At 68.1% G+C, this 25,896-nt stretch carries 26 protein-coding genes and 1 tRNA gene; 8 read left to right on the top strand and 19 right to left on the bottom strand.

Annotated features, from left to right (window positions below):
• Position 1: 1 nt before the first annotated feature.
• The 12 genes from ASE01_RS17865 to ASE01_RS17810 all read right to left on the bottom strand — a co-directional run bounded on the left by ASE01_RS17865 (position 2) and on the right by ASE01_RS17810 (position 11,245).
• Positions 2-3,280 carry a LysM peptidoglycan-binding domain-containing protein gene (locus tag ASE01_RS17865; protein WP_082606191.1) on the bottom strand — a complete coding sequence of 1,093 codons (3,279 nt, stop codon included), beginning with the start codon at positions 3,278-3,280 and terminating at the stop codon, positions 2-4.
• An 89-nt stretch (positions 3,281-3,369) separates the two neighbouring features.
• Positions 3,370-3,771, bottom strand: a complete 402-nt coding sequence (locus tag ASE01_RS17860) for a pilus assembly protein TadG-related protein (protein WP_056755417.1) — start codon at positions 3,769-3,771, stop codon at positions 3,370-3,372.
• Positions 3,772-3,860: 89 nt separating this feature from the next.
• Entirely contained in the window at positions 3,861-4,238 is a 378-nt protein-coding gene (locus ASE01_RS17855) for a TadE family protein (protein ID WP_162260310.1), read from the bottom strand.
• A 67-nt stretch (positions 4,239-4,305) separates the two neighbouring features.
• Positions 4,306-4,719 (bottom strand): TadE/TadG family type IV pilus assembly protein, encoded by a 414-nt coding sequence (locus tag ASE01_RS17850; RefSeq protein ID WP_235536096.1) that lies wholly within the window; start codon positions 4,717-4,719, stop codon positions 4,306-4,308.
• Positions 4,720-4,751: 32 nt separating this feature from the next.
• The gene (locus ASE01_RS17845; protein WP_056755405.1) at positions 4,752-4,955 is read right to left on the bottom strand and encodes a hypothetical protein; all 204 of its coding nucleotides are present in this window, start codon (positions 4,953-4,955) and stop codon (positions 4,752-4,754) included.
• A 101-nt stretch (positions 4,956-5,056) separates the two neighbouring features.
• Entirely contained in the window at positions 5,057-5,956 is a 900-nt protein-coding gene (locus ASE01_RS17840; RefSeq protein WP_056755400.1) for a type II secretion system F family protein, read from the bottom strand.
• A complete protein-coding gene (locus ASE01_RS17835; protein ID WP_056755397.1) occupies positions 5,953-6,861 on the bottom strand; it encodes a type II secretion system F family protein in 909 nt (302 codons plus the stop codon). Before ASE01_RS17835 ends, ASE01_RS17840 begins: the two co-directional genes overlap by 4 nt.
• Before the next feature lie 6 nt (positions 6,862-6,867).
• Positions 6,868-8,202 (bottom strand): CpaF family protein, encoded by a 1,335-nt coding sequence (locus ASE01_RS17830; protein ID WP_056755394.1) that lies wholly within the window; start codon positions 8,200-8,202, stop codon positions 6,868-6,870.
• On the bottom strand, positions 8,202-8,969 hold the full coding sequence (locus tag ASE01_RS17825) for a hypothetical protein (RefSeq protein ID WP_157537486.1): 768 nt from the start codon (positions 8,967-8,969) through the stop codon (positions 8,202-8,204). Before ASE01_RS17825 ends, ASE01_RS17830 begins: the two co-directional genes overlap by 1 nt.
• 14 nt (positions 8,970-8,983) lie before the next feature.
• A complete protein-coding gene (locus tag ASE01_RS17820; protein WP_157537484.1) occupies positions 8,984-9,697 on the bottom strand; it encodes an SAF domain-containing protein in 714 nt (237 codons plus the stop codon).
• Between the two features lie 31 nt (positions 9,698-9,728).
• Positions 9,729-10,502 (bottom strand): hypothetical protein, encoded by a 774-nt coding sequence (locus ASE01_RS17815; protein WP_157537482.1) that lies wholly within the window; start codon positions 10,500-10,502, stop codon positions 9,729-9,731.
• Positions 10,503-10,633: 131 nt separating this feature from the next.
• Positions 10,634-11,245, bottom strand: a complete 612-nt coding sequence (locus ASE01_RS17810; RefSeq protein WP_056755379.1) for a hypothetical protein — start codon at positions 11,243-11,245, stop codon at positions 10,634-10,636.
• Between the two features lie 458 nt (positions 11,246-11,703).
• Between ASE01_RS17810 and ASE01_RS17805 the strand changes: the two genes are divergently transcribed.
• The 3 genes from ASE01_RS17805 (at position 11,704) to ASE01_RS17800 (ending at position 13,095) form a co-directional block, all read left to right on the top strand.
• Positions 11,704-12,111, top strand: coding sequence for a hypothetical protein (locus tag ASE01_RS17805; protein WP_056755375.1), 408 nt, complete (start codon positions 11,704-11,706; stop codon positions 12,109-12,111).
• Between the two features lie 103 nt (positions 12,112-12,214).
• Positions 12,215-12,382 carry a hypothetical protein gene (locus ASE01_RS24475; RefSeq protein WP_157537480.1) on the top strand — a complete coding sequence of 56 codons (168 nt, stop codon included), beginning with the start codon at positions 12,215-12,217 and terminating at the stop codon, positions 12,380-12,382.
• Complete coding sequence (locus ASE01_RS17800; protein WP_056755371.1) at positions 12,379-13,095, top strand: hypothetical protein; 717 nt, start codon at positions 12,379-12,381, stop codon at positions 13,093-13,095. The genes ASE01_RS24475 and ASE01_RS17800 overlap by 4 nt, the downstream gene beginning before the upstream one ends.
• Before the next feature lie 451 nt (positions 13,096-13,546).
• Here the strand turns inward: ASE01_RS17800 and ASE01_RS17795 are convergent, their stop codons facing one another.
• Positions 13,547-14,428 (bottom strand): hypothetical protein, encoded by an 882-nt coding sequence (locus ASE01_RS17795; protein ID WP_056755368.1) that lies wholly within the window; start codon positions 14,426-14,428, stop codon positions 13,547-13,549.
• 221 nt (positions 14,429-14,649) lie between these two features.
• Between ASE01_RS17795 and ASE01_RS17790 the strand changes: the two genes are divergently transcribed.
• Both ASE01_RS17790 and ASE01_RS17785 read left to right on the top strand, forming a co-directional pair.
• Positions 14,650-15,003, top strand: a complete 354-nt coding sequence (locus tag ASE01_RS17790) for a hypothetical protein (RefSeq protein ID WP_056755365.1) — start codon at positions 14,650-14,652, stop codon at positions 15,001-15,003.
• Positions 14,993-16,516 (top strand): hypothetical protein, encoded by a 1,524-nt coding sequence (locus ASE01_RS17785; protein ID WP_157537478.1) that lies wholly within the window; start codon positions 14,993-14,995, stop codon positions 16,514-16,516. Before ASE01_RS17790 ends, ASE01_RS17785 begins: the two co-directional genes overlap by 11 nt.
• Before the next feature lie 456 nt (positions 16,517-16,972).
• On the opposite strand, the gene ASE01_RS17780 is transcribed toward ASE01_RS17785, so the two are convergent.
• Positions 16,973-17,046: transfer RNA gene (locus ASE01_RS17780), tRNA-Met, on the bottom strand.
• 184 nt (positions 17,047-17,230) lie between these two features.
• On the opposite strand from ASE01_RS17780, the gene ASE01_RS17775 reads away from it, so the two are divergent.
• From ASE01_RS17775 to ASE01_RS17765, 3 genes are read left to right on the top strand one after another with little or no spacing between them, the layout of a single operon-like run.
• Positions 17,231-17,827 (top strand): DUF4956 domain-containing protein, encoded by a 597-nt coding sequence (locus ASE01_RS17775; RefSeq protein ID WP_056755359.1) that lies wholly within the window; start codon positions 17,231-17,233, stop codon positions 17,825-17,827.
• Positions 17,824-18,597 carry a polyphosphate polymerase domain-containing protein gene (locus tag ASE01_RS17770; protein ID WP_056755355.1) on the top strand — a complete coding sequence of 258 codons (774 nt, stop codon included), beginning with the start codon at positions 17,824-17,826 and terminating at the stop codon, positions 18,595-18,597. Before ASE01_RS17775 ends, ASE01_RS17770 begins: the two co-directional genes overlap by 4 nt.
• Before the next feature lie 25 nt (positions 18,598-18,622).
• Entirely contained in the window at positions 18,623-20,185 is a 1,563-nt protein-coding gene (locus ASE01_RS17765) for a carbohydrate-binding domain-containing protein (RefSeq protein ID WP_056755351.1), read from the top strand.
• 19 nt (positions 20,186-20,204) lie between these two features.
• On the opposite strand, the gene ASE01_RS17760 is transcribed toward ASE01_RS17765, so the two are convergent.
• The 5 genes from ASE01_RS17760 to ASE01_RS17740 are packed head-to-tail and all read right to left on the bottom strand — an operon-like array spanning position 20,205 to position 25,873.
• A complete protein-coding gene (locus tag ASE01_RS17760; RefSeq protein WP_082606213.1) occupies positions 20,205-20,825 on the bottom strand; it encodes a trimeric intracellular cation channel family protein in 621 nt (206 codons plus the stop codon).
• Between the two features lie 31 nt (positions 20,826-20,856).
• Positions 20,857-21,279, bottom strand: coding sequence for a limonene-1,2-epoxide hydrolase family protein (locus ASE01_RS17755; protein WP_056755343.1), 423 nt, complete (start codon positions 21,277-21,279; stop codon positions 20,857-20,859).
• A 6-nt stretch (positions 21,280-21,285) separates the two neighbouring features.
• Positions 21,286-24,228 (bottom strand): UPF0182 family protein, encoded by a 2,943-nt coding sequence (locus ASE01_RS17750; RefSeq protein ID WP_082606190.1) that lies wholly within the window; start codon positions 24,226-24,228, stop codon positions 21,286-21,288.
• Complete coding sequence (locus ASE01_RS17745) at positions 24,221-24,790, bottom strand: PPA1309 family protein (RefSeq protein ID WP_056755336.1); 570 nt, start codon at positions 24,788-24,790, stop codon at positions 24,221-24,223. Before ASE01_RS17745 ends, ASE01_RS17750 begins: the two co-directional genes overlap by 8 nt.
• Positions 24,791-24,835: 45 nt before the next feature.
• Positions 24,836-25,873, bottom strand: a complete 1,038-nt coding sequence (locus ASE01_RS17740) for a PDZ domain-containing protein (protein ID WP_056755332.1) — start codon at positions 25,871-25,873, stop codon at positions 24,836-24,838.
• Positions 25,874-25,896 lie beyond the last annotated feature (23 nt).

Raw genomic sequence — 25,896 nt, 5'->3', positions numbered from 1 at the left:
GTCAGCTGGCCAGCCACCGGTGGTTGCGGATGATCTCTCGAGTTCGCTCGGGGAGGTCGTCGGGGGCTTCGCCGTCGTCGGAACGGTTGCAGACGTCGTCGATCAGGATTCGTTCGGCTTCGGTTTGGTTTCCTTCAGCCTCTTCGACCCGGACTAGGCACAGTTGGGCGACTTCCTCCTCGGGGACCGCCATGAGCGCGATCTCGGCCGCGGCCCGTGCTCGGCGCAGGTCGCCGTTTGCGAGGCTGCCTGTGACGACGGTGAGCGCAACGTCCGCGATCGCCTTGACCAGGTAGAGGTCATGCCGTTCCCCCTGGAACAGCCATGCCCATCCTCCTTCTCTAAGGTGCGAGAAGGGGTGACCGGAGACCAGTTCGAGTGCGCATGCGAGGTCGTCGAGGCCCTCGCTGCCGCCGCGGGCCTGGCCACGCACCAGGAGGCGTTTGAACAGTTCGAGGTCAACCAACAGTCCGTAGCTGACTTGGTAGACGTTGACGCCGCGCGTCATTGCCGCGGGTGTCTTGTCCGCGTGCGGGAGGTAGGGCTCACCGGTTTCGGGGTCGATGCCCATCCACTCGCGAACGAGGTTGACGTACTTGCGCACCTTGGCGACGTCGTTCCAGCCGATCGCCTCTTGGAGTTCGTCGCGCATCGCACCGTGTCGTCGCCGCAGCGCCAAGAATGCGGCGATCTCAATGCACAGCGCCTGGTACTTGTCGCGAGGCTTGCCGCGGGTTCGCAGAGTGACTTCTCCGAGCAGTGACAGTTTCGGTCGCGACGAACTGCGGTCAAACCAGTCGGCGAGGTCCTGATCGAGATTGGGGTCGGCTTCCTCGATCTTGCTGCGGACCTTGGTGGGCACCGTCGGTGCAATGGCGTCGATGTCCGCTCTGACGAGCGGTGCATCGAGGACGTACACCTCGTCATCACCCTCCAGCAGACTGGCGACGGGCTCCTCGGCATCACTCGGTGCGTTGCGGGAAACGGTGTACTCACGCCGCAGGCTGCCGGCCTGATCGGCGTAGGCCTCCCAACCGTCGGTGACACCGGCGTCGACGGGCGCCTCGACACTGACGAGGTCTTCACAGTGTCGGTAGAGCATCGCGCACCCGGCCGCCTCGTCGCTGGTGAGGCTGACGGCGACCAGGTCGAGTCCGTGGCGTTCGAGTTCCATGCGACCGCCGCTGGTGATCCGGACGTTTGTCCCCATTGTGGGCTCGCGGTGTCCGGCCACCACGACTGCGGTTCCGGTGCGTCCGCGGTGGTTCTCTACCAACGCCACGAGCTCGCCCAGCATCGAAGGGACGACACTGGCTTCCTCACTAGTTGCGTCATCGGCTAGCTCAACGAGAAGGAGTCGCGCTGGCCATACGTCGTCGTCGACCTGGCCGGTGCGGGCGGTATGCACGTCGGTGTCGTGGCGAGCGGCGCGGTCAACGGTCCCGACTGCGGCAGCGAGCGTGTCCCTGACGATGTCGGCCGCGGTTCCGGGCGGGTGGTAGGTGATCCGGTCTCCCAATGCCTCGGTTTCGGCGGCGATCCCGACACAGTCAATGGTGACCGACCGCGACCAGGGGTTGACTGCCAGTTGGGCTGCGAGGTGGCGGGCGAAGTCGTGACCACGGCGGGTGTCGCCGACAATGTTGATCGTTCCGAGCTCTTCGCTGTTCAGCAGCCACAGGTGTCCCTCATCGGACTGCCCGACGGTGACCAACAGGGGGTAGGGCGCTTCGACCCACCCGGGTTGCGGGCCAAGCCTCTCGACGTCAACGTCCGTCGTGCAGGTCCAGTGCGTGCGGTCCGGGCTTCCCAGCCAAGGCTCAGGCAGGTCCGCGGGCGCGCTCAGGTGCAGGCACACCTCGTCGTCTCTCACCTGGACGGCGGCTACCGGTGGCATGGTCGTTGAGGCGTGGTGGGCGTGCGCTGCGAGTCGGCGCAGTGCCTCGTCCATGAACTCGATCGTGGCGGCCGCGGGCGCGCCTGCGGCGGCGATGGTCATCTCGGCTGGTGCAAGGTCCGGTGGCGGCGCAGCGATCGAATGGCCGGGTCGGCGTGCCCGGAACTGTGCGTTGCGTCGTTGACGCAGGCCGAGGAACAGTGCCCCGGCGAGGAGCACTCCCCCGCCGGTGAGGCCGGGGAGAACCCAAGGCGCGTCGAGAACCTGTCCGTCACTGTTCTCGTCATGGTCGTCGTTGTGGGCATCCACGTCGGCGACGGACTGATCGATGTCGGTGTTGGGCACCGTCCGTTCCTGAGGCGGTTCAGGTTCGTCAGGAACGACGACGCCGGGATCGTCCGTGTCGGGGCTCTGCCGATGGCCCTCAGGCAGCCTCGGCGCATCCGGGTTGTCGTGGGTGCCGGGGATCGTGACGGTCCAGCCGACAGCGATCACGTCGGGGTCGACCAGACGGCGTCCGCCGGGCTGTTTGATCGTAGTGCTTGCGGCGAAGATCTCGGGGTAGGCGGCGGCGTCGCCCATCTCCTCGAGCGCAATCCCCGAAAGGGTGTCGCCAGGCTGGACCACGACCTGATGCTCTGTCCTTGCCGCACTGGCCGACGCAGCCGGGTCTGCATGAAGGTTGGGATTGACGTCGGCGTCTGCGGGAACCTTCAACTCCCACCCGGGGCGGATCTGGTCGGCTGCAGAGAAGACCGTGCCGTCGTTCATGGTGTGGCCCTCGTTGAGGGCTGCGATCTCGGGCCAGCGCTCACCGTCGCCAAGAACCCGGTCTGCGATTCCCCACAATGTGTCCAGTCGCACCACTGGCACGGTCTGTGAGTGGGCCTCGAGTCGGCGGGCAGTGTCGGCGACGTGGTCGATGGCTTTGGCCGAGTGGTGTGCAGCACTGTGGATGCCGGGGGTACCGGGGGTGCCGGTCAGGGAGGCGGACGCGACCAGATCACCTGGTGGCACCGACGTGGCGACGTCGGCCCCGCCCCACAGGACCGACCCCGTCGGCACGACGGCCACGACCACGGCGGTGACAAGGCTGCGGGCGACCTGCTGCTGGATTCCGAGGGCAAAGCCCGTCGGCAGCTGGATCTGGTCACCAGAAATGGCAGCGACCGCCTCGACGAGGATGCAGCCCACGAGCTGTGCCCAGAGCACCCACACGATGGCCGCGAGGAGCCCGACCAGCGCCGAATCGGTGAGCTGTCCCGTCAAGGTGATGCCTTCATCGGGCCAGGGGTTTCCGATGAATGTCGCCAGCGCGACCGGCGGTCCAAGGGTCACCGCAAGGAGTGCAACTCCTGCACCGAGTGCCTTGATCAGTCGCATTGTTCTGCCTTTCTCCGCTTCATGCGCTCTGTGGTTCTCGGCGAAGAGAAGTACGCATGGGCCGTCTTCATTGGTGGTCCGGCCGTTCGTCAGTCGTTCTCATCGATCGACTCCGCGACGGCGGTGACTTCGACAGGCAGGTTCGGCACGCCGACCGCGGAGAGCATCACGGTGTCCGACGTCGAGGTCACGGTCACGCTGACCTCGCTGCCGTTGACCGAAACCGTTCCCTGGGCGCCGACTGAGCGCAGGTAACTCCTCGCCGCGACCGCCGCACGCTCGGGGTCGACGCGCACCGTGCCGTCGCGCAGCGCTCCTACAGCGAGCGCGTCGGCGCCGGCTCGCGCTGCCTGCTGGGCCTGCGTCATTGCCTCGCGGCGTGTGCTGAGCGCGTAGCCGCCGTCGATGACCAGCCCGGCGACCGAGAAGAGCGCGGTGGTCAGCAAGACCACGACAAGGGCGGAGACACCGCGCTGGTCGAGGTTCCTCATACGGTCCCGCAGCACTGGCCGCGCAGTGTCGAGGAGGCGGCGGATCCGTCGGGTAGCCCTGATCATGAACGAAGGCGCGGTCGTGGTCGTCATTCGGCCCTCCACGTTTCGATCGGCACGACTGCCGTTGCGGTGTAGACCTTGGACCCGGGGAAGCCGGCCATGGCGACGTCGCTGAGGTCGGTGGTGCAGCTGACGGTCACCGTGACCTGCCCGCCTGGCTGGTAGCTGGACAGGTCGGTGGAGACCTGCAGGTTCGTGCACGAGACGCCCTGCTCGCCCAGTTCGTCGTCGGCGGCCTGCCTTGCGGCGGCTCGCGACAGCTCGGTGTTGCGTTCCAGGGAGGCGGCTCTTGCGGCCGAGGAGGCCACTGCTTCGACTTTCTGGCTCGCGTGCGCCATGCGTCCGAGGCCGACCACGAACAGCAGGATGGTGATCAGCACCGGTGTGATGAGCACGAACTCCATCGCAGCGACACCGCGCTGGACGCGCGTGCGGCTAGCGGCTGCGGTTCGGCCGAGGATCCGCCACATTTCAGTCATCCGCCGGCGGCACGTAGCGCTCCACAGGCCCGGAGGCCGTCTCCTGGATCTGCAGGGCGAGCCCGGGGATCGGGATCAGCGACAGCGCTGTGCCGCGGACCGTGACGCTCGCCGTCTGTGTCCCCCGGTTCACCGAGACGGATCGCCCTTGCAGGGTGCTATCCCCCAGGGCAGACAGGTAGTCCTCGGTGACGCCCTTGGCTGAGCCCTCGGTGCCGTCGAACGCGCGGGCTGCTGCCGCGCCTTCCTGGGCGGCCTGCTCGGCCACGTTCTTGGCGTGGAAGTAGAGCCCGAACTGCACGATGGCCAGGAGCGCGAGGAAGAGCACCGGCGCGATCAGCACCATCTCCAACGCGGACGCACCGCGCTGGTCTCGCCGGCAGTTGCCGGTCGCTCGCCCTCTCATCACGCTCACCCCAGATTCTCTGTATCAACTGGTCACTGGGTGGGGATGGAGTTGGCCTTGCTGACAATCTTGGCGACGACGATCGCGCCCACGGCGATGACGCCACCGGCGATGATCGCGCCCAGGATCACGTACTCGGTCGAGACAGCACCTCGTTGGTCGCTGCGTCGGGCATGCGCCAGCCGCGACACGATGGTGGCCTCGATGAACGTTCGGAGCATCAGCAGCTCGGTCATGGGTTGGTTCTCCTTCTCTGGTTGGTGGTGTTGTTCTGGGTGGGCGGTCATGCCGCCCGATCAGACGGCCCCGACTTAGACGGCACAGTTCGGCGGCCCAGTTAGACGGCTAGGACGGCGTACAGGGCTGGGAAGCCGATGAAGACGAAGAACGCCACGGCGAGGACGACCTGGGCGATCTGCATGGACTGGTCGGCCTTGGCGGCTGCGCCCTGCTCCTCGGCCAGCTGACGGCGTCTCAGCGTTTCGGCTCGGGCCGCGAGGGTCTCCTTGACCTTCGACCCGTCCTCGGCGACCAGGGTGAGCGCGCCTCCCAGTTCGGTGAGGTCGCGAACCGCGGTCCGCTCCCCCAGGTCGGTGAGGGCAGACCAAGCGGTCTCGCCGGAGTAGCGGGCTTTGTCGATCGTGTTGCGCAGCAGCTCGAAGCTCCAGCCGGAGAAGATCCGCGATGTCGACTGCAACGCCTCCGGTACGCCGCGGCCACCGGACATGGACATGTGGACCTGGTTGAAGAACACTGCGAGCGCGCGGCGCAGGTCGGCGCGTCGCTCCTCGGCTTCTTGGGCGATGGTCAGGTCCGGGACGATGAACAGGACGGTCGCGGCCATGACACCGAACACCGCGGGGATCGTGAACGAGGGGATGCTCCCGGTCGCTGTGAACACGAGCGTGGTCAGCGCTGAGGGCAGCAGCAGCCCGATCAGCGCGAACACGCATTTGCGAAGCAGATGGTGCTCCAGTGGCCGCTCGAGCAGTTCGAGGTTGGCGCGCAGCTTGTCGAAGGTGAACCCGCGTCGGGCGAACCCGGTCACGAGTCGGCGGCCGAGCCGCTCGGACAGTTGGTCCTCCATCGACTGTTCGGCTGCCCTGGCCTGCCGTGAGCGGTCTCGCTCCCATCGGGCGAGGTTCTGGGCCAGCGAGGGCCGCGGCGGCCAGATCGCCAGCGCGAGCAGCACCAGCGCACCGCCGAACAGGCAGCCCAGGACGATTCCGAGTGTCATCGCGTGCCACCCCCGAGTGCGCCGTGCTGGGCGAGTTCGAGGGCCGCACTGACTTGGTCGACGTCGGCGAGGAACCGCTCCGGTGGCTTGCGGACGGCCGCGGCACGGATCCACATCAGCCCGGCGCCGAAGATCGCGATGACGATCGCCAGCACCAGCTGACCCGTCACGGTGGAGTACGGCGCGACGAAGTCGCGGGAGAACACGGCAAGGCTGCCCGCGAGGACACCGGTGACGGCGAGCACGATGGCGGCGCTGCGGCGCAGCACCTTGCGGCCCTCCTCGACCTTGCGGCGCATGTCGATCTCCTCGCGAGTCGATCCTGCGAGTTTGGTCAGCACGTCGACGAGACCGGGTCCGCGCAGGCGGGAGTTGAGGACTAGCGCCGCGATGACCGGGTCAGCTGAGGCGTCGTCGATCTGCTCGGCGAAGTCGGCCAGCGCTTCGGGCAGCGGGACCTGGACTCGCATCTGGCCCTCCAATCGGCGAAGGGCCGGGGTGATCACTGGCGGCGCAGTGGTGAGGGAGTGTCGGATCGCCTGCTCGAGACCAACCGCGCCCGCGGTCGAGTCCCGCAAGGTCTCGGTCCACACCGCCAACGCCTCGAGTCGCTCGAGCTGACCAGCTGCCTCTTTGGCTGCGCCGAACATGGTCGGCCACAGGTAGATCACCGCGGTAGATGCGATTGCTGCCACCGGCCACCGGGTCAACAGCGCCACGAGCAGCCCGACGCCAAGCGCGCCGAGCAGACGCCGACGAGCCGCACGCCCGGTGAACAGGCCATTGTTGCGGCCATTGCGGGCGCGGGGCTGCGGCCGCCAGCCGGTCAGGGTCGCGATGAGGAACAAGACGCTGAGGCCGAAGATGACGCCGAGCCCGATGCCCGTGATCGCCGAGAGGGACATGTGTCTTCACCAGGCCTTGGCGCCGGCACCGCCGGGCATCGTCCAGCCAGCGGCGGCGAGTTCGTCAAGCCGGGCAGGTGGGGTTCCGGTCCACTCCGCGTGGGCGCCGGCGCGGGGCACAGCGAATATCTCCGAGGAGAGCACGCGGCCCTCGTCGTAGCCGTTGACCTCGAGCACCGTCTCGATCCGCCGGTTCCCCGATTGCAGGTCGCGTTTGATGAACACGATGTAGTCGAGTGCGCCGGCGATCAGGCGGTAGGTGGCCTCGTGGGGCAGCCGCTCCTCAGCTTGGATGGCATAGGTGGCCATCCGGTCGAAGGCATCGCGTGCGCTGCGGCAGTGGATGGTCGAGAGGGACCCGTCGTTGCCCTGGCTCATTGCGTTGAGCATGTCGATGATCTCTGGTCCGAGTACCTCGCCCACGATGACCCGATCGGGGTTCTGTCGCAGCGTGCGGCGCACCAGCTGGCGGATCGTCACCGCACCCAGGCCTTCAGCGTTCGGGATCCGCTCCTCGAACTCCACGCAGTTGGGGTGCGACTCCTGGTTTTTCCGCAGAGCGAGCTCGCGGGCCTTTTCGATGGTGACGATCCGCTCCCGGGGATCGATCGCGCTCGCGTGTGCCCGCAGCAGGGTGGTCTTTCCCGCCTTGGTGGCGCCGCCGATCATCACGTTGAGGCGCGCCCGCGTCAGAGCTGCCAAGAAGTCAGCGACTTCGACGGTCATGGTGTCGTTGCCGATCAGGTCCTCGAAAGTGAGCTTCTCGAACCTGTGTCGGCGGATCGCGATCGAGGGCCGCTCGGCGACACTCATCACCGCGGAGAGCCGTGACCCGTCGCGCAGCTGAAGGTCGAGCTCGGGATTGGCCTCATCCCACGGTCGGGAGTTGAGGCCGGCATAGGAGGCCAGTGAGGAGATCAGCTTGCGCAGCTCTTCGTCGCTGCTGGCCACCGGCGCGGCGGGCTCGGCGTACGCAGCGCCGGCGCGAGTCACCCACACTTCGTCGCAGCCGTTGATGTCGATCTCCTCGAGATCCTTGTCGTCGAGCAGCGCCTGCAGGGCGCCGGCCGCGAACATTGCCGCGTAGACCGCCTCGCCGAGTTGCTGCTCCACCGTGGTGTCGAGTGGAGCCTGGCCGCCATCCATCCGCTGACGCGCGTGCTCACTGAGCACGTCGGCGATCAGTTTGCGCGCGTACTGGCGCTCTGCGATGCCTGCCATCTCGGTGAGGCCGTCGTTGCGGCGCCCGACCTGTGTCGTTTGCAACCGGAGGCCGACCTCGCGATGGATGCGGCGGACCAGATCGTCGTCGAAGCCTGCCCGTCCGGGAGTCGCTGTCATCAGATCATCACCTCGGAAGGCGCCAGCGACGCCGCAAGTGCGCGGCCGGCGCGCACCAACAAGGTGCGGTTCATCCGCCCTTCGGGCCGTTCGCCGTCCTCGATGCGAGCCAGGGCAGCCGCATCGACTGGGATCGACCGCGCCCGCTCAAGCGGAACACCGGACCGGACGAGCCAGTCGTCGACGGCCGCCCGGTCAGCGGCTGAGGACGAGTCGGGCCCAACGATCGCGGGCACGATGCGTGGTGCCGCGTGGGCACCGGAGATCGCGGCGGCGACCTCGGGCACTCGGTGCACCAGGTGCATCGCCGAATCCAGCCGAGCGGTGGCGACCATCAGCGTGACGTCCGCGGCCTGCGCGATCGGCATCGTCGCACTCGCCTGTTCAAGGCGTCCGAGGTCGGCGATGACATCGACCGACGCCGCGCGGCACGCAGCGGCGATCGCCGGCCACAGTCCGGTCAGCCCTCTGCCCTGGGTCGCGGACTCGACGCCCTGAACGAGGTTCACGCCACCAGCGAGTAGTTGGGCCTGGCTGAGTAGCGCGTCGCTGTCTGGTGCACCTGCACGGACAGAGGCGGCAAGGCGCACAATCCCGCGGTCGGAGTACGGAGCGCCACCGTGAGCTGCCTTGCACCGGTAGGCCAAGTCACCACCGGAGGAGTCGGCCTCCAATAGCACCGTCGGTCGCGGCCACACAGCGGCGAGGAGGAGGGCGAGCGACGTCGCGCCCGGGGATCCCTTCGCGGATCCGATTGCGATCAGCATGGCCAGGTCACCGCCTACTTCTCGGCCGCGGCGGTCTCGACGACCGCGACCCGACCGGCAGTGGAGTAGGCAGCGATCCGGGCGGCGTCGTTGGCCGGCACGACCAGGGTCAGAAACACCGCACCGTTGGCGGTGGTCTCGCCGTCGACGGCGTAGACGAGCACGTTGGCCGCGAGGATCTCGGGGCTGTCGATCGCCGACTCGACCTCCTTGGATCCAGTCCCCGACGCGTCAGCACCCGGGACCGCGACAACCGAGACGGTGTCGCCCGCCTCAAGGCCCGCGGCAGGGACGCGGGTCGGGTCGAGGGACAGGCCGATCGATGACTCCCCCACTCCCGGGGTCGGTGTCGAGGTGACCATGGCGTCGGTGAGGACCTGCTTCTCGACCAGATCGACCGCGGCGGTCTTCCCGACCACCTTGTCGATGTCTGAGACGGGGATCGTGTTGGCCACTCCGGAGACCGACACCGAGACAAGGTCGTCGCGTTCGATGACTTGGCCCTTGGCGATCGACTCCCCCACCGCCAACACCGAGGCCTTCTTGCCGGCGTTGAGGCCATACGCGGCGACCGCCAACCCGGTGCCGATGACCAGGAGCGCTGCCAGGACGACCAGTCCCCAGGACCGGCTGCGGTGCTGCCGCACACCCGGCATCGCCATCCGGCTGCCGGCCAATCCGTTGCCAGCGGCGCCAGGTCGACGCGTCCGTTCACTCAATGTGGTCATGCCCGAGTCCTTCCGCAATGCCTGTCTCTTGCTACGGCACTCTCTTGTTCACGCTTTGCCTCTCGTTGACCTCGATCGCTGCCGCGCCTTGCAGACTTGGCACGTCGCCGAGATCACCGTTCGGCAGAGTGCAGGCACCCGAACATGTCCAGGTCGCGGCGTAGATCAGCGTCGCTGTGATCGGATACTTCTCGTCTGGCTGGTCATCCGACAGTTTCGAGAAGGTGTAGGAGCAGGTCGTCTTGGCTGTCGAGGGCATGCCCTTGATCCACTCGCGGCCAGCTGAGTAGCACGACGTTGTCCCGGCGGTCAGGTCCCAATCGACCCGCTTCGGCGCAGCAACGACGGTGACTGATGTGTTGCCTGCGGTCACCGTGAGTGACAGGTCGCGCCACTGCGTTTCGGGGATCCAGAGCCAGGTCTCGAGCCCGACGTACGTGGCCAACGGCGGCGCCGGAGCCAGCTTGATGTCCGGCGTCTCGAGTTTCAACTGGTCCAACGCACTCTGCGCAAGCGCGCGCGGATCCGGCAGCGGCTCCGCACCATTCGCGACGAAGAACGGCACTTCACCGCCGACCCCGTCCTCGGCGCAGTAGTAGATCTTGCCTTCAGAAGGATCGTGATCGCCCCACTCCGGGTCATCCGCCGGAGGCTGCGGTGACAGCGGCGCCGCATAGCACCCTTGGGACGAGAACCAGACACCAAGTTCGGTGGTGCAGGGGATCACCTTCCCATCGCGCCGGCAGGTCGTGGGGCCGCTGCCACCGCCGTTCTCACCTCCGCCGCCCTCGCCGGGGCTGACCACGGGAACGCAGATCACGCCGCCCTTGGGGCCGGGAGCGGGTGCCGTCCCGGCCGGACAGTCACCGGCGGCAGCGGAGGCGGAGTGGACAAGAGCGAGACCAACTGCGACGAGCAGGCCCGCGAAGATAGTCGCTAGGGCTCGCATTTCTTAGGCCTCGTCTTGGATGTCTCGTCATGCAGTTCGTAGATCAGCCAGCCGTGGCCCTTGGGCTTCGACAGGGCGATCGTGCGGAGGCGCGGCTCCGTTGCCCATTTCTCGGCTTCGATGACCTTGCCGCCCTGGGTCGCTGTGCCGGTCGAGTAGTTGACGCACTGCTCGATCGTGACGCTCAGGGCGGTGCCACTGATCTCGATGGCCTTCGACCAGTAGACCTCTGCCTGCCCCTCGGTCTTGACCTCCACCTCCTCGTAGGTCTTGAGCTGCGCATAGACGACTCGCCAGACTGGGTCAGGGAAGTACTCCTTGAAGAGGTCCTCGGCCCGGGGGGTGGCTTTGCCTGCGGCCCAGACGGGCTCGGATCGGTTGAGGTAGGACTCCCAGCGTTGGAGCGCGGCGTCGTACCCCGTGAGTTGCTTCTCCGTGTAGGCGTCCCGCCAGGCCGTCGCGGTCGGCGTGGGCGTCGGTGCGGCTGACGTCGTCGAGTCGGTCGCTTTAGGCTCGGGATCCTTGGTGGCATCGCTGCAGGCGGCAAGTGCCCCGACCAGAGTCAACGCGGCAAGGGTGCTGAGGGTGCGGCGAATCATCGGTCGGACCTCCCGAGAAGGACGTTCTGATCTGGGTCGAGGGTACGTCCGCATCCCGGTGGAAGACCATCATTTGTGCCTGACGGCTTCCATCGCCCCACCGAGCCGCGCGGTGGCGCTGGCCGCAAAGCGCCGGCGGATTGAAGACAAGCCGCGAGGACTATCTGCTCCATCGCTTCCACCTTCCGCTCGCAACCTGCTCGGCAATTTGTCCACCGTCGCTCTACAAGGTCTCGCCATGACCCGCTGCGATCACGGGCAGCAGGCCTCGGGAACTCCCTCCCGAGTAGGCGCAGCTGGTGACCATCACGGTACCCAGCCAGACGGGTCAGGACTTCGGTGAAGCGAGAGGTCTGTGGACAACCACGTCTATCCACAGGCGACGCCCGGACGCAGCGCGCTCGTGGTCAAGATCGGTAACACTCGCTTCAGCCACACGGTGTGGAAGGAGAGTCACGATGAACGGCGACAACAAGCTCGTAGCAACGCAGCACGCTGAAGCGGTCTGCGATCACATCCACGGCCTCAACCGGGCCACCCTTCGGGCGAGCGGCCAAACCCCGTCTCAGACAGCCGACCAGGTGGCTCAACTGGCGGCAGCCGCCGCCGCGCTGCCCCAAGCCTTCGCTCAGCTTTCAGCGCTGCTCGAGGAGGCGATGGCAAGCCAGGTTCTCAGCATGGATGCGGAGAGTTTGGATGCGGATCCCGCGATGGCGGTGGGGGTTGCTCGCCTACATCTCGACGAAGCCCGCAGCTACGCGGTGGAGCTCTACAAGCGGCTCGATGCCGCCCACCAGGCGACCGCTCACATCGTCAGCGCCGGCGTCTGCGACAGCGATGACCCGACGCCGCGGGACCACGGTTGATCTACGGACGCGACTGAGAACAACGAGCGATCGGCGCTGATCGCTCGAGCCGATCGCTCCTCCTTTGGTGACTGAGACATGTCCAGTCCACCAGGAGGCACCCATGAACGAGCCCACCGACGCATCCGGGCGCGAGCCCAATCCCGACCCCGTCCAGGACGTCCGCGCCCACCTCGAACTGGCCCTGGCCGCCCTCGACAGGCTGCGCGAAGTATTGCCACCACCGCAGATGACGCGCGCGCCTCATGGCGAAGCTTGGGAGTCGGCATGACCGCCTCCGACACCGTGCTGCAGGCCACCGAGGCTGTCGTCGATGCCGAGCGGGCCATTGGGCACGCCCGCCGGGTCGTCGACGACCTCCGCACCACCATCGCTTCTGCGCTCCGTGTGCTCGAGGACGTCGAACTCGACGCAGCCAAGGCCAGGCTCACCGATCGCCGCGACTTCTATCTCGGTGCCGCAGTCGAACATGTTGGGCGGTTGCAGTCCCGTGTCGTTGACCTGCCGCATCAGACCAACGGGTTCTATGGCTACCTCACGTTTGCGGCCTCCTCGATCGCCGACGCACGCGACCATCTCAACCAGCCCGAATCCTCGAGCCTCTCCCTCGCGCGCGAGGTCGCCCAGCTGAGTACGCGGGTCGCGGTTGTCGATGAACTGATCTCGGTCGCCAAGCCGATAGCGCGCCTGGTTACCCGTCACGTCGACAGCGCGCTGGCCGCCTGCGAACAAGTCACGCAAGCGACGTTGCTGGAATCGATGGGCCTTGAGCGAAGCATCGAGACCGCCGGCAGGGAACTCAGCCGCGCCGACGAGGATGTTCGCGTCCTCGGCGACGTCGTCGACCATGCGGAATCCAACGCACGACAGGCCTCCCGTCTCGCTGGCGAGATTTCCGACGATGTCCAGCGACGAATGTCCCAGCACCGCCGGGATGCGGCGCCCAGCGCTTCAGTCCTGGACGTCCGGTCCCCGTCGCGCTGATGGCGACAGGTGGCGGCATGCAGTTCCACCGGGCAGCCCGGCGCCGACGCTCGGCTTCGGCTGGTCAGCGGGAACGACAGCGCACCGCCGCAGACTTGGCACCGGATGCCGGCCCGTCCAACGCCGCAGACGGCCGAGTGATCGCCGCGCAGCTGATTCGGACCTAGGAGGACAGAGGACGTGGCACAGCAGGTGCCTGTCCACGGATCGTTGGGAGAACACCATGAGCGACGACGCCAGGCACGAGGACACCGAGAGGTGGCAGCGATGACTACCACGATCACGCCGACCACCCTCAGCAAGTCGACCGTCCGGTGGGTCGATTGCTCCCACAAGCTCGGCCCGCTTCCGTGCCTCAACCACAAGCAGCACACAGGCAACGGCCGCCGCTGCATCCACCACTCCACCTCGGGCTTCCAAGACGACGAATAGGTCCTGAGACCCAAGTGGCTCAACCGGGAACGAGGTACAGCCGCGGCCGCTCATTCGGTGTCGGCGCCGACTCGAGGCGGCGCAGCCGCTCCAACGTGAGCGGATACCCGAAGCGTCGAAGCACCTGGATCAGCAACCCGCCCAGCCCTAGCTCGACCACGAACTGGTCGGCAGCGATCTCCGCGCGAGTTTCGATCGCGCGGCCAGCCGCCGGCACCAGATAGGTCAGGGCAATGACCGCCCCACCCAGAAACCCCGGCCACACCCGGCCTTCGGCGACTGACTGCGCCACGCAGATCACGCCCACGACGCCACGCAGCGCCCAGGCAGCCCGGGTGAGTGGCAGCCAAGCAAATGTGCGACCGACACTGCGAAACGTCGCGATCACGACCCGCCACGGCGCTGTGGCCAGGAGTACCGCAAGCTCGAGCCGCGGCTTGAGCGCCCGGCGTCGACCGACGGCATGTGCCAGCACCGCCTCGGCTTCTGTGCCCGTGATCCCACCGCAGTAGAGCGCCTCCACCAGTCCCAGCGTGACGACCAGTGCCCGGTGCCCGATCGCCACCACCGCTGGTGTTTGCGGATCCTGCACGCGCCGCACGAACACGGGCCCGACGTCAACGCCACGAGCACCCAGTTCAACAAGGGCCGGAGCCAACACCTGGAACTCGGGTGCCGTGGCCAGTCGGGACCGGGTCAGCATCCTGATCGCCACGACCTCGAACTTGCCCAGCGCCAGTGCCCCCGCCGCGGCGATTGAGGCCAGGAACAGCACTAGGCCCAATGCAGGCGGGAGCAGCGCGCACATCACCACGTCGAGGACGAAGCTCACCAGCAACGCAGGCCCGCGGATCACGAACTTCAGCATCGTCATCGGGACCGTCATCTCGACCACCTCCATCGGTCAGTACCTCGTGCGAATCCCCCATTTGGCGCTGGGTGATCGTCCGACGACCTCCGCGCGCCTTAGGTGAACGACACCAGTTTGTGCCCAGCCCCCGACACCACCCGGAGTTATCCACAGGCCCCGTCCACCCCAGGCCGAAGGACCGGCTGGGTGTGGGTTCATAAAGCACAGCCCTGAGCCGCCTCCGGACCAGGCATTGCGAAAGGAAGCGTTTCGTGGACAGCCCCGTCGCCGATGACACCTGGGGCCGCCTCGCCTCCATCTCTCGCCTCCTCGACCAGGCTGCCGCCCGGCTCTGGGCAGGGGCAAAGCTCGATGTCGCGTGGCAGTCCCTCGGTCTCGGCGTCTATCTGGCAGGTGCGCAGATCGGCTCGCGCCTCCCCGAGGGTTACCGACTGCCCGATGTTGACCAGAACGACCGCGATCCGCAGAGCGCACTGCAGTTGCTGACGGCCGCGCACGAACTCACCCGATCGCTGCCAGCCCATCGCGTCGATCTGGTCAATACCTCTCAGTTGGTGGTCGACCTGTGTGACCTGGTCCGGGAGGCACGCGACCTTGGATGCTGACCGCCTCCGCGATTTTGCCGACGTCGACGATGCGCTCTTCGACGCCACGGAAGTTCCGCTCACCACTCGCGACATCCGCACCGTCGGCGAACTTCTCCACGACGTCGACGACACCGCGCGTCGCCTGCTGATGGACGTTGCCGGCGAAGACGCGGGGCGCCTTCTTCAAGCCTGGCCCGGCCTGGTCACCGCGGCTGCGTCGGTGTGGAGCAGTCTGCCCGGGCAGGGATTCGGGGCAGGCGCGCGCACCCGCGACGAACCCATCACCCGCCTTGTCTCCCTCGCGGACACGATCACCAAGAAGTTGCGCCACAGCAGTTGGCCACCGGCCAGCCCGCCCGATCCGCGCATCGCTCAGATGACCCAGACCCTCGGCCACGCAGGCGATCTGGTGCACCGATACGGCCCCGACATTCCGATCCAGCGCGCCGATACCTTCCGCGACCTCGAGGCAGCGCGCGCTCGGATCATTCACGCCCTGTACCTCAGTGCACACGCCGTCGGCGTCTCTCTGCACCAGCACGGCCACAACCTCTACGCCGAAGCGCTCGGCACCGATCGCCCCGTCGCGCTCAACCCACTCCAGTCCCCCTACGCAGTGGCGTCGACCACCGCGTGGATCCACCGCATGGCGGTCTCCGAGGCGGCCGCCGGCCGATATCTCGACGGCCGGTTCACCCGAGCAATTGCCGGGGAAGTCAGACCACCGATCGAGGACGACGCGCGGATCGCCCGCGCTCTCGCCGGGTGGGACATCCAGGCCCACCGCACACTCGCCTCCGACGCCTGGAACACCAACATGGTCCTCATCACCAGAACCCAAGGACTCATCGCCGGAGCCGCGATCGTCATCCTCGAGGCCGCACAGCTCGCCGGCCACATCAGATCCACCGACCGACTCACGCCAGCAATCGCCGAGGCGGGCCAGGCGTGGAGCAACCTCGCCAGCCGCTGGGGCGACCTGACTGCCCCCGACGCCCGGCTGGACCCCGACCTGATGCGCGCCGCGGCAGAGGTCCGCGCCGCATTGCGCGAACTCACCCACGACACCACGACCCTGGCCAGCCTCAACACCATTGCGACGAGGCCCGGGCTCGAACTCGCCGCCACCGCAGCACTCCACGCACATGAGTCCGCATCCGAACTCGCCTACGTCATAGCGGACAAGGCCGAAGCGCCCAACCTGACCGGCCCCGCTCGAGAGTTGTCCATCCGAGCCCACAACGAAGCCGAGGCCGACCTCACCTCCCCTGGAGAGGACGTCGTCTGGGTCTCACCCGACGACATCCGAGCCCGACGAATCGTTCCCGCACCCCAACCCGTCATCGACGGCCTCCGACGGGCCAGCTTGAGCACTGTCCACGCGTGCACCACCGCAGCATCGGTTTGCGTCGCTCACTACAAGGCGCCCCACACGGGCGTCCTGCAGCACGCTTCGGGCGCCCGTGTGCGTGCGCCGGAAGAGCCTCCATCGGGCGAGCGCGTGCCTGCTGAGCGACGCAGGGGTCGATGAGGCCGTAGCCGAGCCGACCGGCGGCTTCCGTACCGAGCCCTGCACTCCTCCGGGTGCTGACTTCCGATCTCGCAACTCCCCGTCGTACCGGACGCCTATGGACGTCTTTCGCCGACTGGGTGTTTTCACGCGCAGTGCCCCGTGCCGGGATCCAGACGCGTCTGGGCGTAGCCGCGCCCCGACGGTCGATTGCCGCTGCACGCGAGCCGACTGTGCCGCGCGCATGCCGGGGGCGTCGTCGCAGGCCGCCCGTCATCTGTGGACATCAGTGGAAGGACGCTGCGGGGTAGCGAAAATCCGGATCTGTCCACGGTCGTCCGGTCGCATCCGTGCTGATTCGGACCGCGCCCACGTGGCAACGCTTGCGTACGAATTGCGTACGAGACGTCCTCGGAGATGCAAGAAGCGGTTCCCGGATCTCTCCGAAAACCGCTTCTGACCTGCACTTTTACTTTGTAGCGGGGGCAGGATTTGAACCTGCGACCTCTGGGTTATGAGCCCAGCGAGCTACCGAGCTGCTCCACCCCGCGCCGGTGATGTGAACATTACGGCACAGGCCCAACCCGGCCAAATCGACAACGACAGCGGCCCTTCGGCCCCTGAGGTCGGTGGTTCCCACACCCACAGAGAGCGCACAGGAACCTCAGAGGTTCGCGACATCCTGCTCCGGCCTACTGGTGGTCGTTCACACGATCGACACCAGGAGTTCAGTTCATGCCGACCTATGCCTTGTACGTCGCCGACGTGATCGCCATCGCGATCCTCGTCTTCGGCCTCTTCCTCCCCCGCCACCGCCGTCCGGAGCTGGTGGTCGCGTTCCTGACCGTCAACGTCGGAGTGCTCGCGGTCTCCGCCGCGCTGAGCAGCTCGACCATCGGCGCCGGACTCGGCTTGGGGCTCTTCGGCATCCTGTCGATCATCAGGCTGCGCTCCGAGGAGCTCGCGCAGAGCGAGATCGCCTACTACTTCGCCGCCCTCGCCCTCGGCCTCCTCAGTGGCATCGACCAGTCCCCGACCTGGGTGGACATCGCACTCATGACGGCCGTCCTCGCTGCGGTCGCGATCGGCGACACCATCATGTCCACGCGGCGCACCGAGAGCCAGCAGCTCCTGCTCGACCGGGCGATCACCGACCGGACCGCGCTCATCGCGCACCTCGAGGGACTGCTCGGCGCGGAGGTCGTCTCGGTCTCCGTCCTGCGCACCGACCTGGTCGACGACACCACGCTCGTCGCGGTCCGCTACCACCCCGGCACCTCGACCGAGATGGTCCCGCAGCACGGCATCCCCCAGCAGGAGATGCTGCGATGACCGTCGAACTGACGCCCACGCGGTCCGTCGACGAGCTCGCTCCGATCGGCCTCGCCGAGCTGGTCGAGCGGGCGGAGCTCCTGACCCGGGTCGATCGCAAGTACGTCCTGCCGATCCACCTCCTCGACACGCTCCTGGCCGCCCTGCCCGCCGACGCCCAGGTGCTCGAGATCGAGGGGCGGCGCCGATTCGGGTACCGCTCGACGTACCTCGACACCCCGGACCACCAGAGCTACCTGGTCGCCGGGCGCGGCCACCGTCAGCGCTGGAAGGTCCGCTCCCGGACCTACCTCGACACCCGCGACTCGTGGCTCGAGGTGAAGACCCGCACCAGCCGGGGGCACAACCTCAAGCAGCGGATCCCGCACCCCGACGCGGAGGTCAACGGCGGCCTCACCGTCGAGGGACACCAGTTCGCGGCCGGGATCATCGGCCGGAGCACCAGTGCGCTGCGGCCGGTCATCGTCACGGCGTACCAGCGCACCACCCTCTTCCTGCCGCAGTCCAGCAGCCGGGTGACGATCGACGTCGACCTCGGCTGGACCTCGCTGGCCTCGGGACGCGACCTCGACCGACCATCCCTGGCCATCGTCGAGACCAAGACCGGGTCCACGCCCTCCGAGATGGATCGCCTGCTGTGGCGACACGGCCACCGACCGATCCGGATCTCCAAGTACGGCGTCGGCATGGCCGCGCTGCACCCCGACCTGCCGCGCCTCAAGTGGCACCGCACCCTCCACCAGCACCTCGGCGTCCACCGCGCCGCCTGAACCGACCACACCGAAGGAACGCCCCATGAACCTCCAGCCCCTCCGCCGCCGGATCGCCGCCGCGGCGAGTGCCGCCGTCACCCTCGCTGCCCTCTCCGCGTGCGGCGCCACCGCCGACGACGCGACCACTGCCGGGACCAGCCTCGCCGCGGCGACGGTCTCCAGCATCGAGGCGACCCATGCCGACGCCGACGACGGTGAGTACGACGCCGCGGACGCCACCACGATCACGCTCACCGACAGTGCCACCGCCGTCGACGGCGAGGGCGCCGCTGTCGACGGCGACGTCGTGACGATCACCGCAGCCGGCACCTACGTCATCTCCGGCACCCTCACCGACGGCCAGCTCGTCGTCGACAGCGCCGGTGAGGGCAAGGTGGAGCTGGTGCTCGACGGGGTCGACATCACCTCGGCCACCACCTCCCCCGTGGTGATCGCCCAGGCCGACGAAGCCGTCGTGATCCTCGCCGACGGCGCCAACAACACGCTGGCCGACGCGGCCGCCTCGGCAGCAGACGACGAAGAGGAGGACGCACCCACGGCCACCCTCTTCTCGCTGGCCGACCTCACCATCGCCGGCACCGGCTCCCTGACCGTCGACGGCGCCAGCAACGACGCGATCGCCAGCAAGGACGGGTTGGTCATCCTCTCCGGATCCATCGACGTCACCGCCGTCGACGACGGCATCCGCGGCAAGGACTACCTCGTCGTCGAGGACGGCGAGATCACCGTCTCCGCGGGCGGCGACGGCCTCAAGGCCGACAACGAGAGCACCGAGACCTCCAGCGGAGCGACCAAGGAGCTCGGCTGGTTCCAGCTCGACGGCGGCACCGTCACCATCGCCGCCGGCAGCGACGGCGTCGACACCGTCGGTGCGCTCAACGTCGCCGACGGCACGCTGACGGTGACCAGCTCCCTCGAAGGCCTCGAGGGCAAGCAGATCACCATCGCCGGCGGCACCGTCGAGGTGACCGCGAGCGAGGACGGCCTCAACGCGACCACCACGAAGACCGACACCGAGGACGCCGACGACGCCGACAGCGCAGCCGGAGCCCAGCAGCAGGGACCCGGCGGCGGTGGCGAAGCGGTCCAGGACGGCGTCCTGCTGACCATCAGCGGCGGAGAGGTCCACGTCGACGCCGGGGCCGACGGCCTCGACACCAACGGCAACGCCACGCTGACCGGGGGCACCGTCGTCGTCGACAGCGCTGCCCGCGGCGGCGGCGACGGGTCGATCGACGCGAACGGCGAGGTCGTCGTGTCCGGCGGCACGCTCATCGCGGTCGGCGGCCTGTCCACCGCCCCGACCACCACCTCACCGCAGGGCTGGATCGCCGCCACCCTCTCCACCACCGCGGAGGCCGGCCAGGAGGTCTCGGTGCTCGACGCGAACGGCACCGTCGTCGCGTCGTACGCCGCGACCCGCTCCACGAGCGCAGTGGTCGCCAGCTCCGGCGACATCACCACCGGTGAGAGCTACAACCTGGAGGTGGACGGCACCGACGCCGGGACCGTCACTGCGGGCGAGTTCACCGGCGGTGGCCCGGGTGGCGGCGGTGGCGGCGGTTTCGACCGCGGCCGCCCCTGACCGCGCGAGCCGACAGGGCTCAGCGACCGGCTGGTGGCCGTTCGCGAGGCACCGGAGCAGCCCAGCCCCGGCGCAGCGCGATCAGTCGCCAGCCGATCGTCACGGCGGCGGCCGGCCCGACGATCACGGCAGGCTCCAGCCCGAGCTCGATGCCGGTCGCCGCCACCGCAGCGCCCGCCAGGGCAGGGATCGCGTAGAGCTCGCCGTACCGGAAGATCACCGGCACCCGCCCCACCATCAGGTCCCGGATGATGCCGCCGCCGACGCCCGTGACCATGCCGAGCGCGGCCGAGGGGACCGGTCCGAGGCCGTACTCCTGGGCCTTGACCGCCCCTGCGACGCAGAAGAGTCCGAGCCCGCAGGCGTCGAAGACGTTGATCACCCGCTCGAGGCGTTCGACCGCGGGGTGCCACCAGAAGGTCACCAGTCCCCCGACGGCGGGGACGAGCAGGTAGCGCCAGTCCTCGACTGCCGGCGGCGGCACTGCGCCGATGACGACGTCGCGGATCACACCGCCGCCGAGACCGGTGGCCATCGCGAGCACCACGACACCCACGATGTCGAGCTGGTTGCGCACCGCGACCAGGCCGCCGGAGACGGCGAAGACGAGGATGCCGATCAGGTCCAGGGTCAGCAGCACGTCGGGCACTCCGCGTCAGGCCGAAGGTGGTTCAGCGGGCGGCGCGGCGGCGGGCGACGGCGCCCATCGCGGCGCGACCCGCGCCCCGCACACCCGAGGCGAGGAAGGTCGGCCAGTCGAAGTAGTCGCGCCACAGGACGATCTTCCCGTCCCGGACCTCGAACGTGCCACACACCCAGAACTCCATCGAGAAGTTCTTGCGGCGCAGCACGTCGACCCGCTCGGTCAGCACCACCGGACCGTTGGCCGCGATGTTGACCATCTCGACCTCGAACCCGGTGCCGAGCCGGGTCATCGCCCGCAGCTGACGGCGCACGGCCTTGCGGCCACGCGCCGCCGGCAGCGGGACGTTCTGGTAGATCACGTCGTCGGCACAGAGGTCCACCGCCCCGGCGGCGTCCATCTCCTGCAGACGCCCCAGGAAGCGGTGGACGACCTCGATCTCGGCCGACATCGCCGACTACTCCGCGTCGCGCTGGTTGGCCAGGCTGACAGCCCTGTTGACCGCTGCCTCGGCCTTCTCCAGTTCGGCCGCCCACTTCACCGTGTCGTTCGCAGCCTGGGCCGTCTCCGCAGCCTTGAAGGCTGTGTCGGCCTCACGCAGCGCGGCGGCGATCCGGTCGTCCAGGGAACCGTTCGGCTCCGGGTCCGGCTCGGGATCGCCCGGCTCACCCGGCTCCGGGTCCGGCGTCGGCGTCGGCGTCGGGGTGTCGTCCTCGAGGTCGACTCCGAGTGCGTTGCCGAGCGCGCCCACCAGGCTGTCGGCGATGCCGACGTCCTCGCCGTACTTCACCACGACGAACTGCAGGATCGGGAAGCTCGACGTGCCCCCGGTCCGCTGTGCGTAGACCGGCTGGATGTAGATCAGACCGTCCTGGACCGGCAACGTGAGCAGGTTGCCGAACCGCGGCGGGGTGGCGCCCGATACGCGGTACTGCTGCAGTGCGTCGGCGACGGCCTTCTCCTGCTGCATCTGGTTGGCGACCTGGCCGGGGCCGGGGGTGTTCGCGTCGGTGACCTCGAGCAGCCGGAGCTTGCCGAAGGCATCGGAGGTCGCGTCCGAGTTCACCTGGAGGTACGACGCCAAGGTGCTCTTGCGGTACGGCACGAAGACCGAGGTCAGCGACCAGTCGTCGGTGCCGCCGACACCCGTCGAGAACAGTCGGTAGGGCGGCTGGAACACCGGACGGGAGGCGTTCGGGTCCTCGGGGACGTCCCAGCGGTCGTTGCCGGAGTAGAACTCGCCCGCGTCGGTGACGTGGTACTTCGCCAGCTGGTAACGCTGGACCTTGAACAGGTCCTCGGGGTAGCGCAGGTGCTTGGCGAGCTCCTCGCTGATCGCGGACTTCGGCTGCACGGCGTCCGGGAAGACCTTCATCCACGTCTTCAGGATCGGGTCGCTCTCGTCCCACTGGTAGAGGGTGACCGTGCCGTCGTAGGCGTCGACGGTCGCCTTGACCGCCGAGCGCATGTAGTTGATCTCGTCGGTCGGGATCGCCTGGAGACCGGTCTCCTGCTGCTGGGAGTCGTCGATCATCGCCTCGAACGACTCGCGCTGCGAGTTGGGGTACTTGTCGGTGGTCGTGTAGCCGTCGACGATCCACTGGACCCGGCCCGACACCACGGCCGGGTAGGGGTCACCGTCCAGGGTCAACCAGGGCGCGACCTTCTCGACCCGCTCGACCGGCGTGCGGTTGTAGAGGACCTTCGACTTGTCGTTGACACGACCCGAGAGCAGGAAGTTCGGCTCACCGAACTTGATCGCGTACATCAGCTGGTTGAAGGTGCTGCCCACCTTCACCCCACCCTTGCCGTCGTACGTGGTCCGCTGGTCGCCCTCATCGCTGTTGGTGTCGGCCAGACCGAGCTCGACACTGTCCGCACCCTCGCCCGACTTGCCGACCACGGAGTACGTCGGGCTCTTCTCGCCGAAGTAGATCCGCGTCTCGAACTCGCCCGCCTTCGTCAGGGCGTTCCCGCCGCCGCCGTCGTCGGTGCGCACGCCCTCGGCCCACACGATCTTTCCGTTGACCTCACTGGTGGACAGTCGGTTCGCGTAGGCCGCGATCAGACCCTCACCGTGCGTGTAGACCGTGTGCAGGTTGGACCAGTTCTGGTCGCCGGAGTTGATGCCGCTCTGGTCGAGCTCGCGCACGCCCATCACGAGCGGGACCTGCTCGCCCTCGATCTCGTAGCGATCCACGTCGAGCACGTTCGGCAGCGAGTAGTAGGCCCGCAGTGCCTGGCGCTGCTGGAAGGTCTCGCGAACCTGCTGGGGATCGACGACCGGGGTGTTGGTCAGCTGCGCGAGGACCGCCTGGCCCTCCGTCAGTCCCGTGTCCCCCGTCGGCACACCGCGGTACTGCTCGGTGTCGATCTCGTTGAGCTCGTAGGCCTCGAGGGTGGCTTTGATGTTGGCCTGGAGGTAGGACTTCTCCTTGTCCGCCTCCGACGGCTTCACCTGGAAGCTCTGCACCATCGCCGGCCAGATCATCCCGAGCAGCACGGCCGAGAGCGCGAGGAGCGCCAGGCCGACGGAGGGCAGCTGCCAGGTCTTGCGCCAGATGTTGAGGAAGAACAGCACGGCACAGATCAGCGCGACCCCGACGAGGATGTTGCGCGCCGGGAGCAGGGCGTTCTCCGCCGTGTAGTTCATGCCGGTGAAGAGCCGGTGGTCCTCGGTGACCAGGTCGTAGCGGTCGAGGTAGTAGTCGACCGACTTGGCCAGCACGAAGATGCCGAGCAGGACCGAGAGCTGCACCTGGGCAGCGCCCGAGAGCCGGTCGTGCGACTGCTGGAGGCGGATGCCGCCGTACAGGTAGTGGACGACGGCCGTGCCGATCAGCGCGACGACGGTCGCGGCCATCATGAAGTCGACGACGAAGTTCCACCACGGCAGGTGGAAGACGAAGAAGCTGATGTCCTTGTTGAAGTAGGCGTCGTCCTTGCCGAAGTCCTCGGCGTTGCGCCACAACAGGAAGGTGCGCCACTGACCGATCGCGGAGGTGCCGGCGAAGATGCCGACCACGAGCGCGACGCCGGCCAGGAGCCAGCCCCGGATCGGGGTGACGGCTTCGCGGTAGCGCTCGACGCTGGCGTCAGCGGGAGCCATCCGGAACATCGGCCGGAAGCGGTGCGCCAGGTGCATGTTGGCGGCCACGATCGCCGCCATGAGCGCGCCGAAGCCGACGAAGAGGCCGACCCGGGTCCACAGCATCGTGCTGAAGACCTGGCTGTAGCCGACCTCCTTGTACCAGAGGCGATCGGTGTAGATCGACGCGAAGGCGGTGAGCAGGAAGAAGCCCACCACGAGCACGACACCGGTGATGACCAGCGCACGTGCACGCCGGCCGGGACGCTCGGGCGCAGGGCGATCCGGGTCCTCGTCGAAAAGATTACTCATCGTTGCCACCCATCGGCTCGTCGTCCGCCTCGTCCAGCGTGCCACGCAGGAGCTCGATGAGCGCCGGCACCAGGTCTGTTCCGCCCATCACGGCCATGTCGTTGTCCTCGCTGCGCATCCGCAGCGCGCAGTAGGCGGCGCCGTGGCGGGTCACGGCGGCCACGATGCGCACCTCCTCGGCGTCGGGGTGGTCGCGGGCGAACTCGATCGCTGCGTCCCGGTCCTCCGGCACCTGTCCGTCCGCCGCCGGCGGGAGCACGAGGCGCTCGACCACCGCAGCACAACCCACGACCATGTCCGGCCACACGATGCCCGGCAGCACCTCTTCGAGCTCCTGGCCCTCGGGCAGCTCCTCCTGCTCGATCGGGGTCAGCGAGCCCCGTTCGCGCGGTGAGTCGAGGCCGAGCTGGGCGGCCAGGGCAGGCTCCTGCTCGACGAGCTGCCCGGTGTCGACCAGGGCGTACAGCCGGGCGGGCTGGTCCCAGCCCGACCGGGAGTGGTGCCTCTCGACCTCGAGCACGGCCGTTGCCAGGGCCGGGTCGACATCCAGCTCGTAGTCCATGGGGCTCACTTCTGTTCGTGCGGGTTGCTGGGGCAGCAGGTCAGGTCAACAGGTCGGCAGCTCGGCGTCGCGGTCGTCGGCCCACTTCTCCAGGGCCAGACGGGACTCGTGCATCGTGGTCGCCTTGACCAGACGCAGGTCGGGGTCCAGGTCCTTCACGTCCGGGCAGTTGGCCTCAGGGACCAGGAACAGCTCGGCACCGGCGTCCTCGGCTCCCGCGATCTTCTGCGCGATGCCGCCGATCGGGCCGACGGAGCCGTCCGGCAACAGCTCACCGGTGCCGGCGATGGTCGCTCCGCCGGTCAGCGAGCCGGGAGTGAGGGTGTCGTAGATGGCGAGCGAGAACATCAGGCCGGCGCTCGGACCGCCCACCGTCGGGTCGACGCGGAGCTGGATGCCGAACGGGAACTCATAGCCCAGGCCCAGCGAGATCCCCACACGTGGGGACCCCTCGAGCTCCTCCGGCTTGACCCGCACGGTCAGCTCGTCCTTGCCCCGCAGGATGCGGAACTCGACGTTGGACAGGTCCGCGTGCTTCTTGACCGCGTCCACGACGTCCTGGCTCTTGGTGACCGGGACCCCGTCGACCTCCTTGAAGATGTCGCGCACCTGGAGCTTGTCGTAGGCCGGTCCCTCGGCATTGACGGCCGCGACCTGGACCGCCGCCCGTACGTCGTGGCCCAGCTCCTCCAGCGCGATGGCCTTGGCGACGTCCTGCGAGGTCGTCATCTGGATCGCGCCCTCGGCCTGCTCGGCCTCCGCGGACTGCTCCGGCGGGTGCACGACGTCGTACGGCACGACCGCCTTGTCGGGGTCCAGCCACCGCGCCAGCGCGTCGCCGAGCGTGAGGCGGTCACCGTTGGAGGTGGCGATCACGGTGGTGAAGCGGATCTGGCCCTCGTCGTAGTAGACCTTCTGGCCGTCGACCTGCACGAACTCCGCCTCGTCGGCGTCCTTGCCGAGGATGTCGAAGGTCGGCCCGGGGCTGTAGGAGGCGTACGGCAGCGGAACCGACAGCGCGATCCCGCCGAGGATGAGCGCCAGTGGTCCCGCGATGCACACGGCGATCAGGCGCTGGCTCATGGCGCCTACCTTCTCAGACCGCG

The organism is Nocardioides sp. Root190 (assembly GCF_001428565.1).
In the GTDB taxonomy this organism is placed as follows: domain Bacteria; phylum Actinomycetota; class Actinomycetes; order Propionibacteriales; family Nocardioidaceae; genus Nocardioides.
This window is presented reverse-complemented; position numbering and strand designations above follow the sequence as displayed.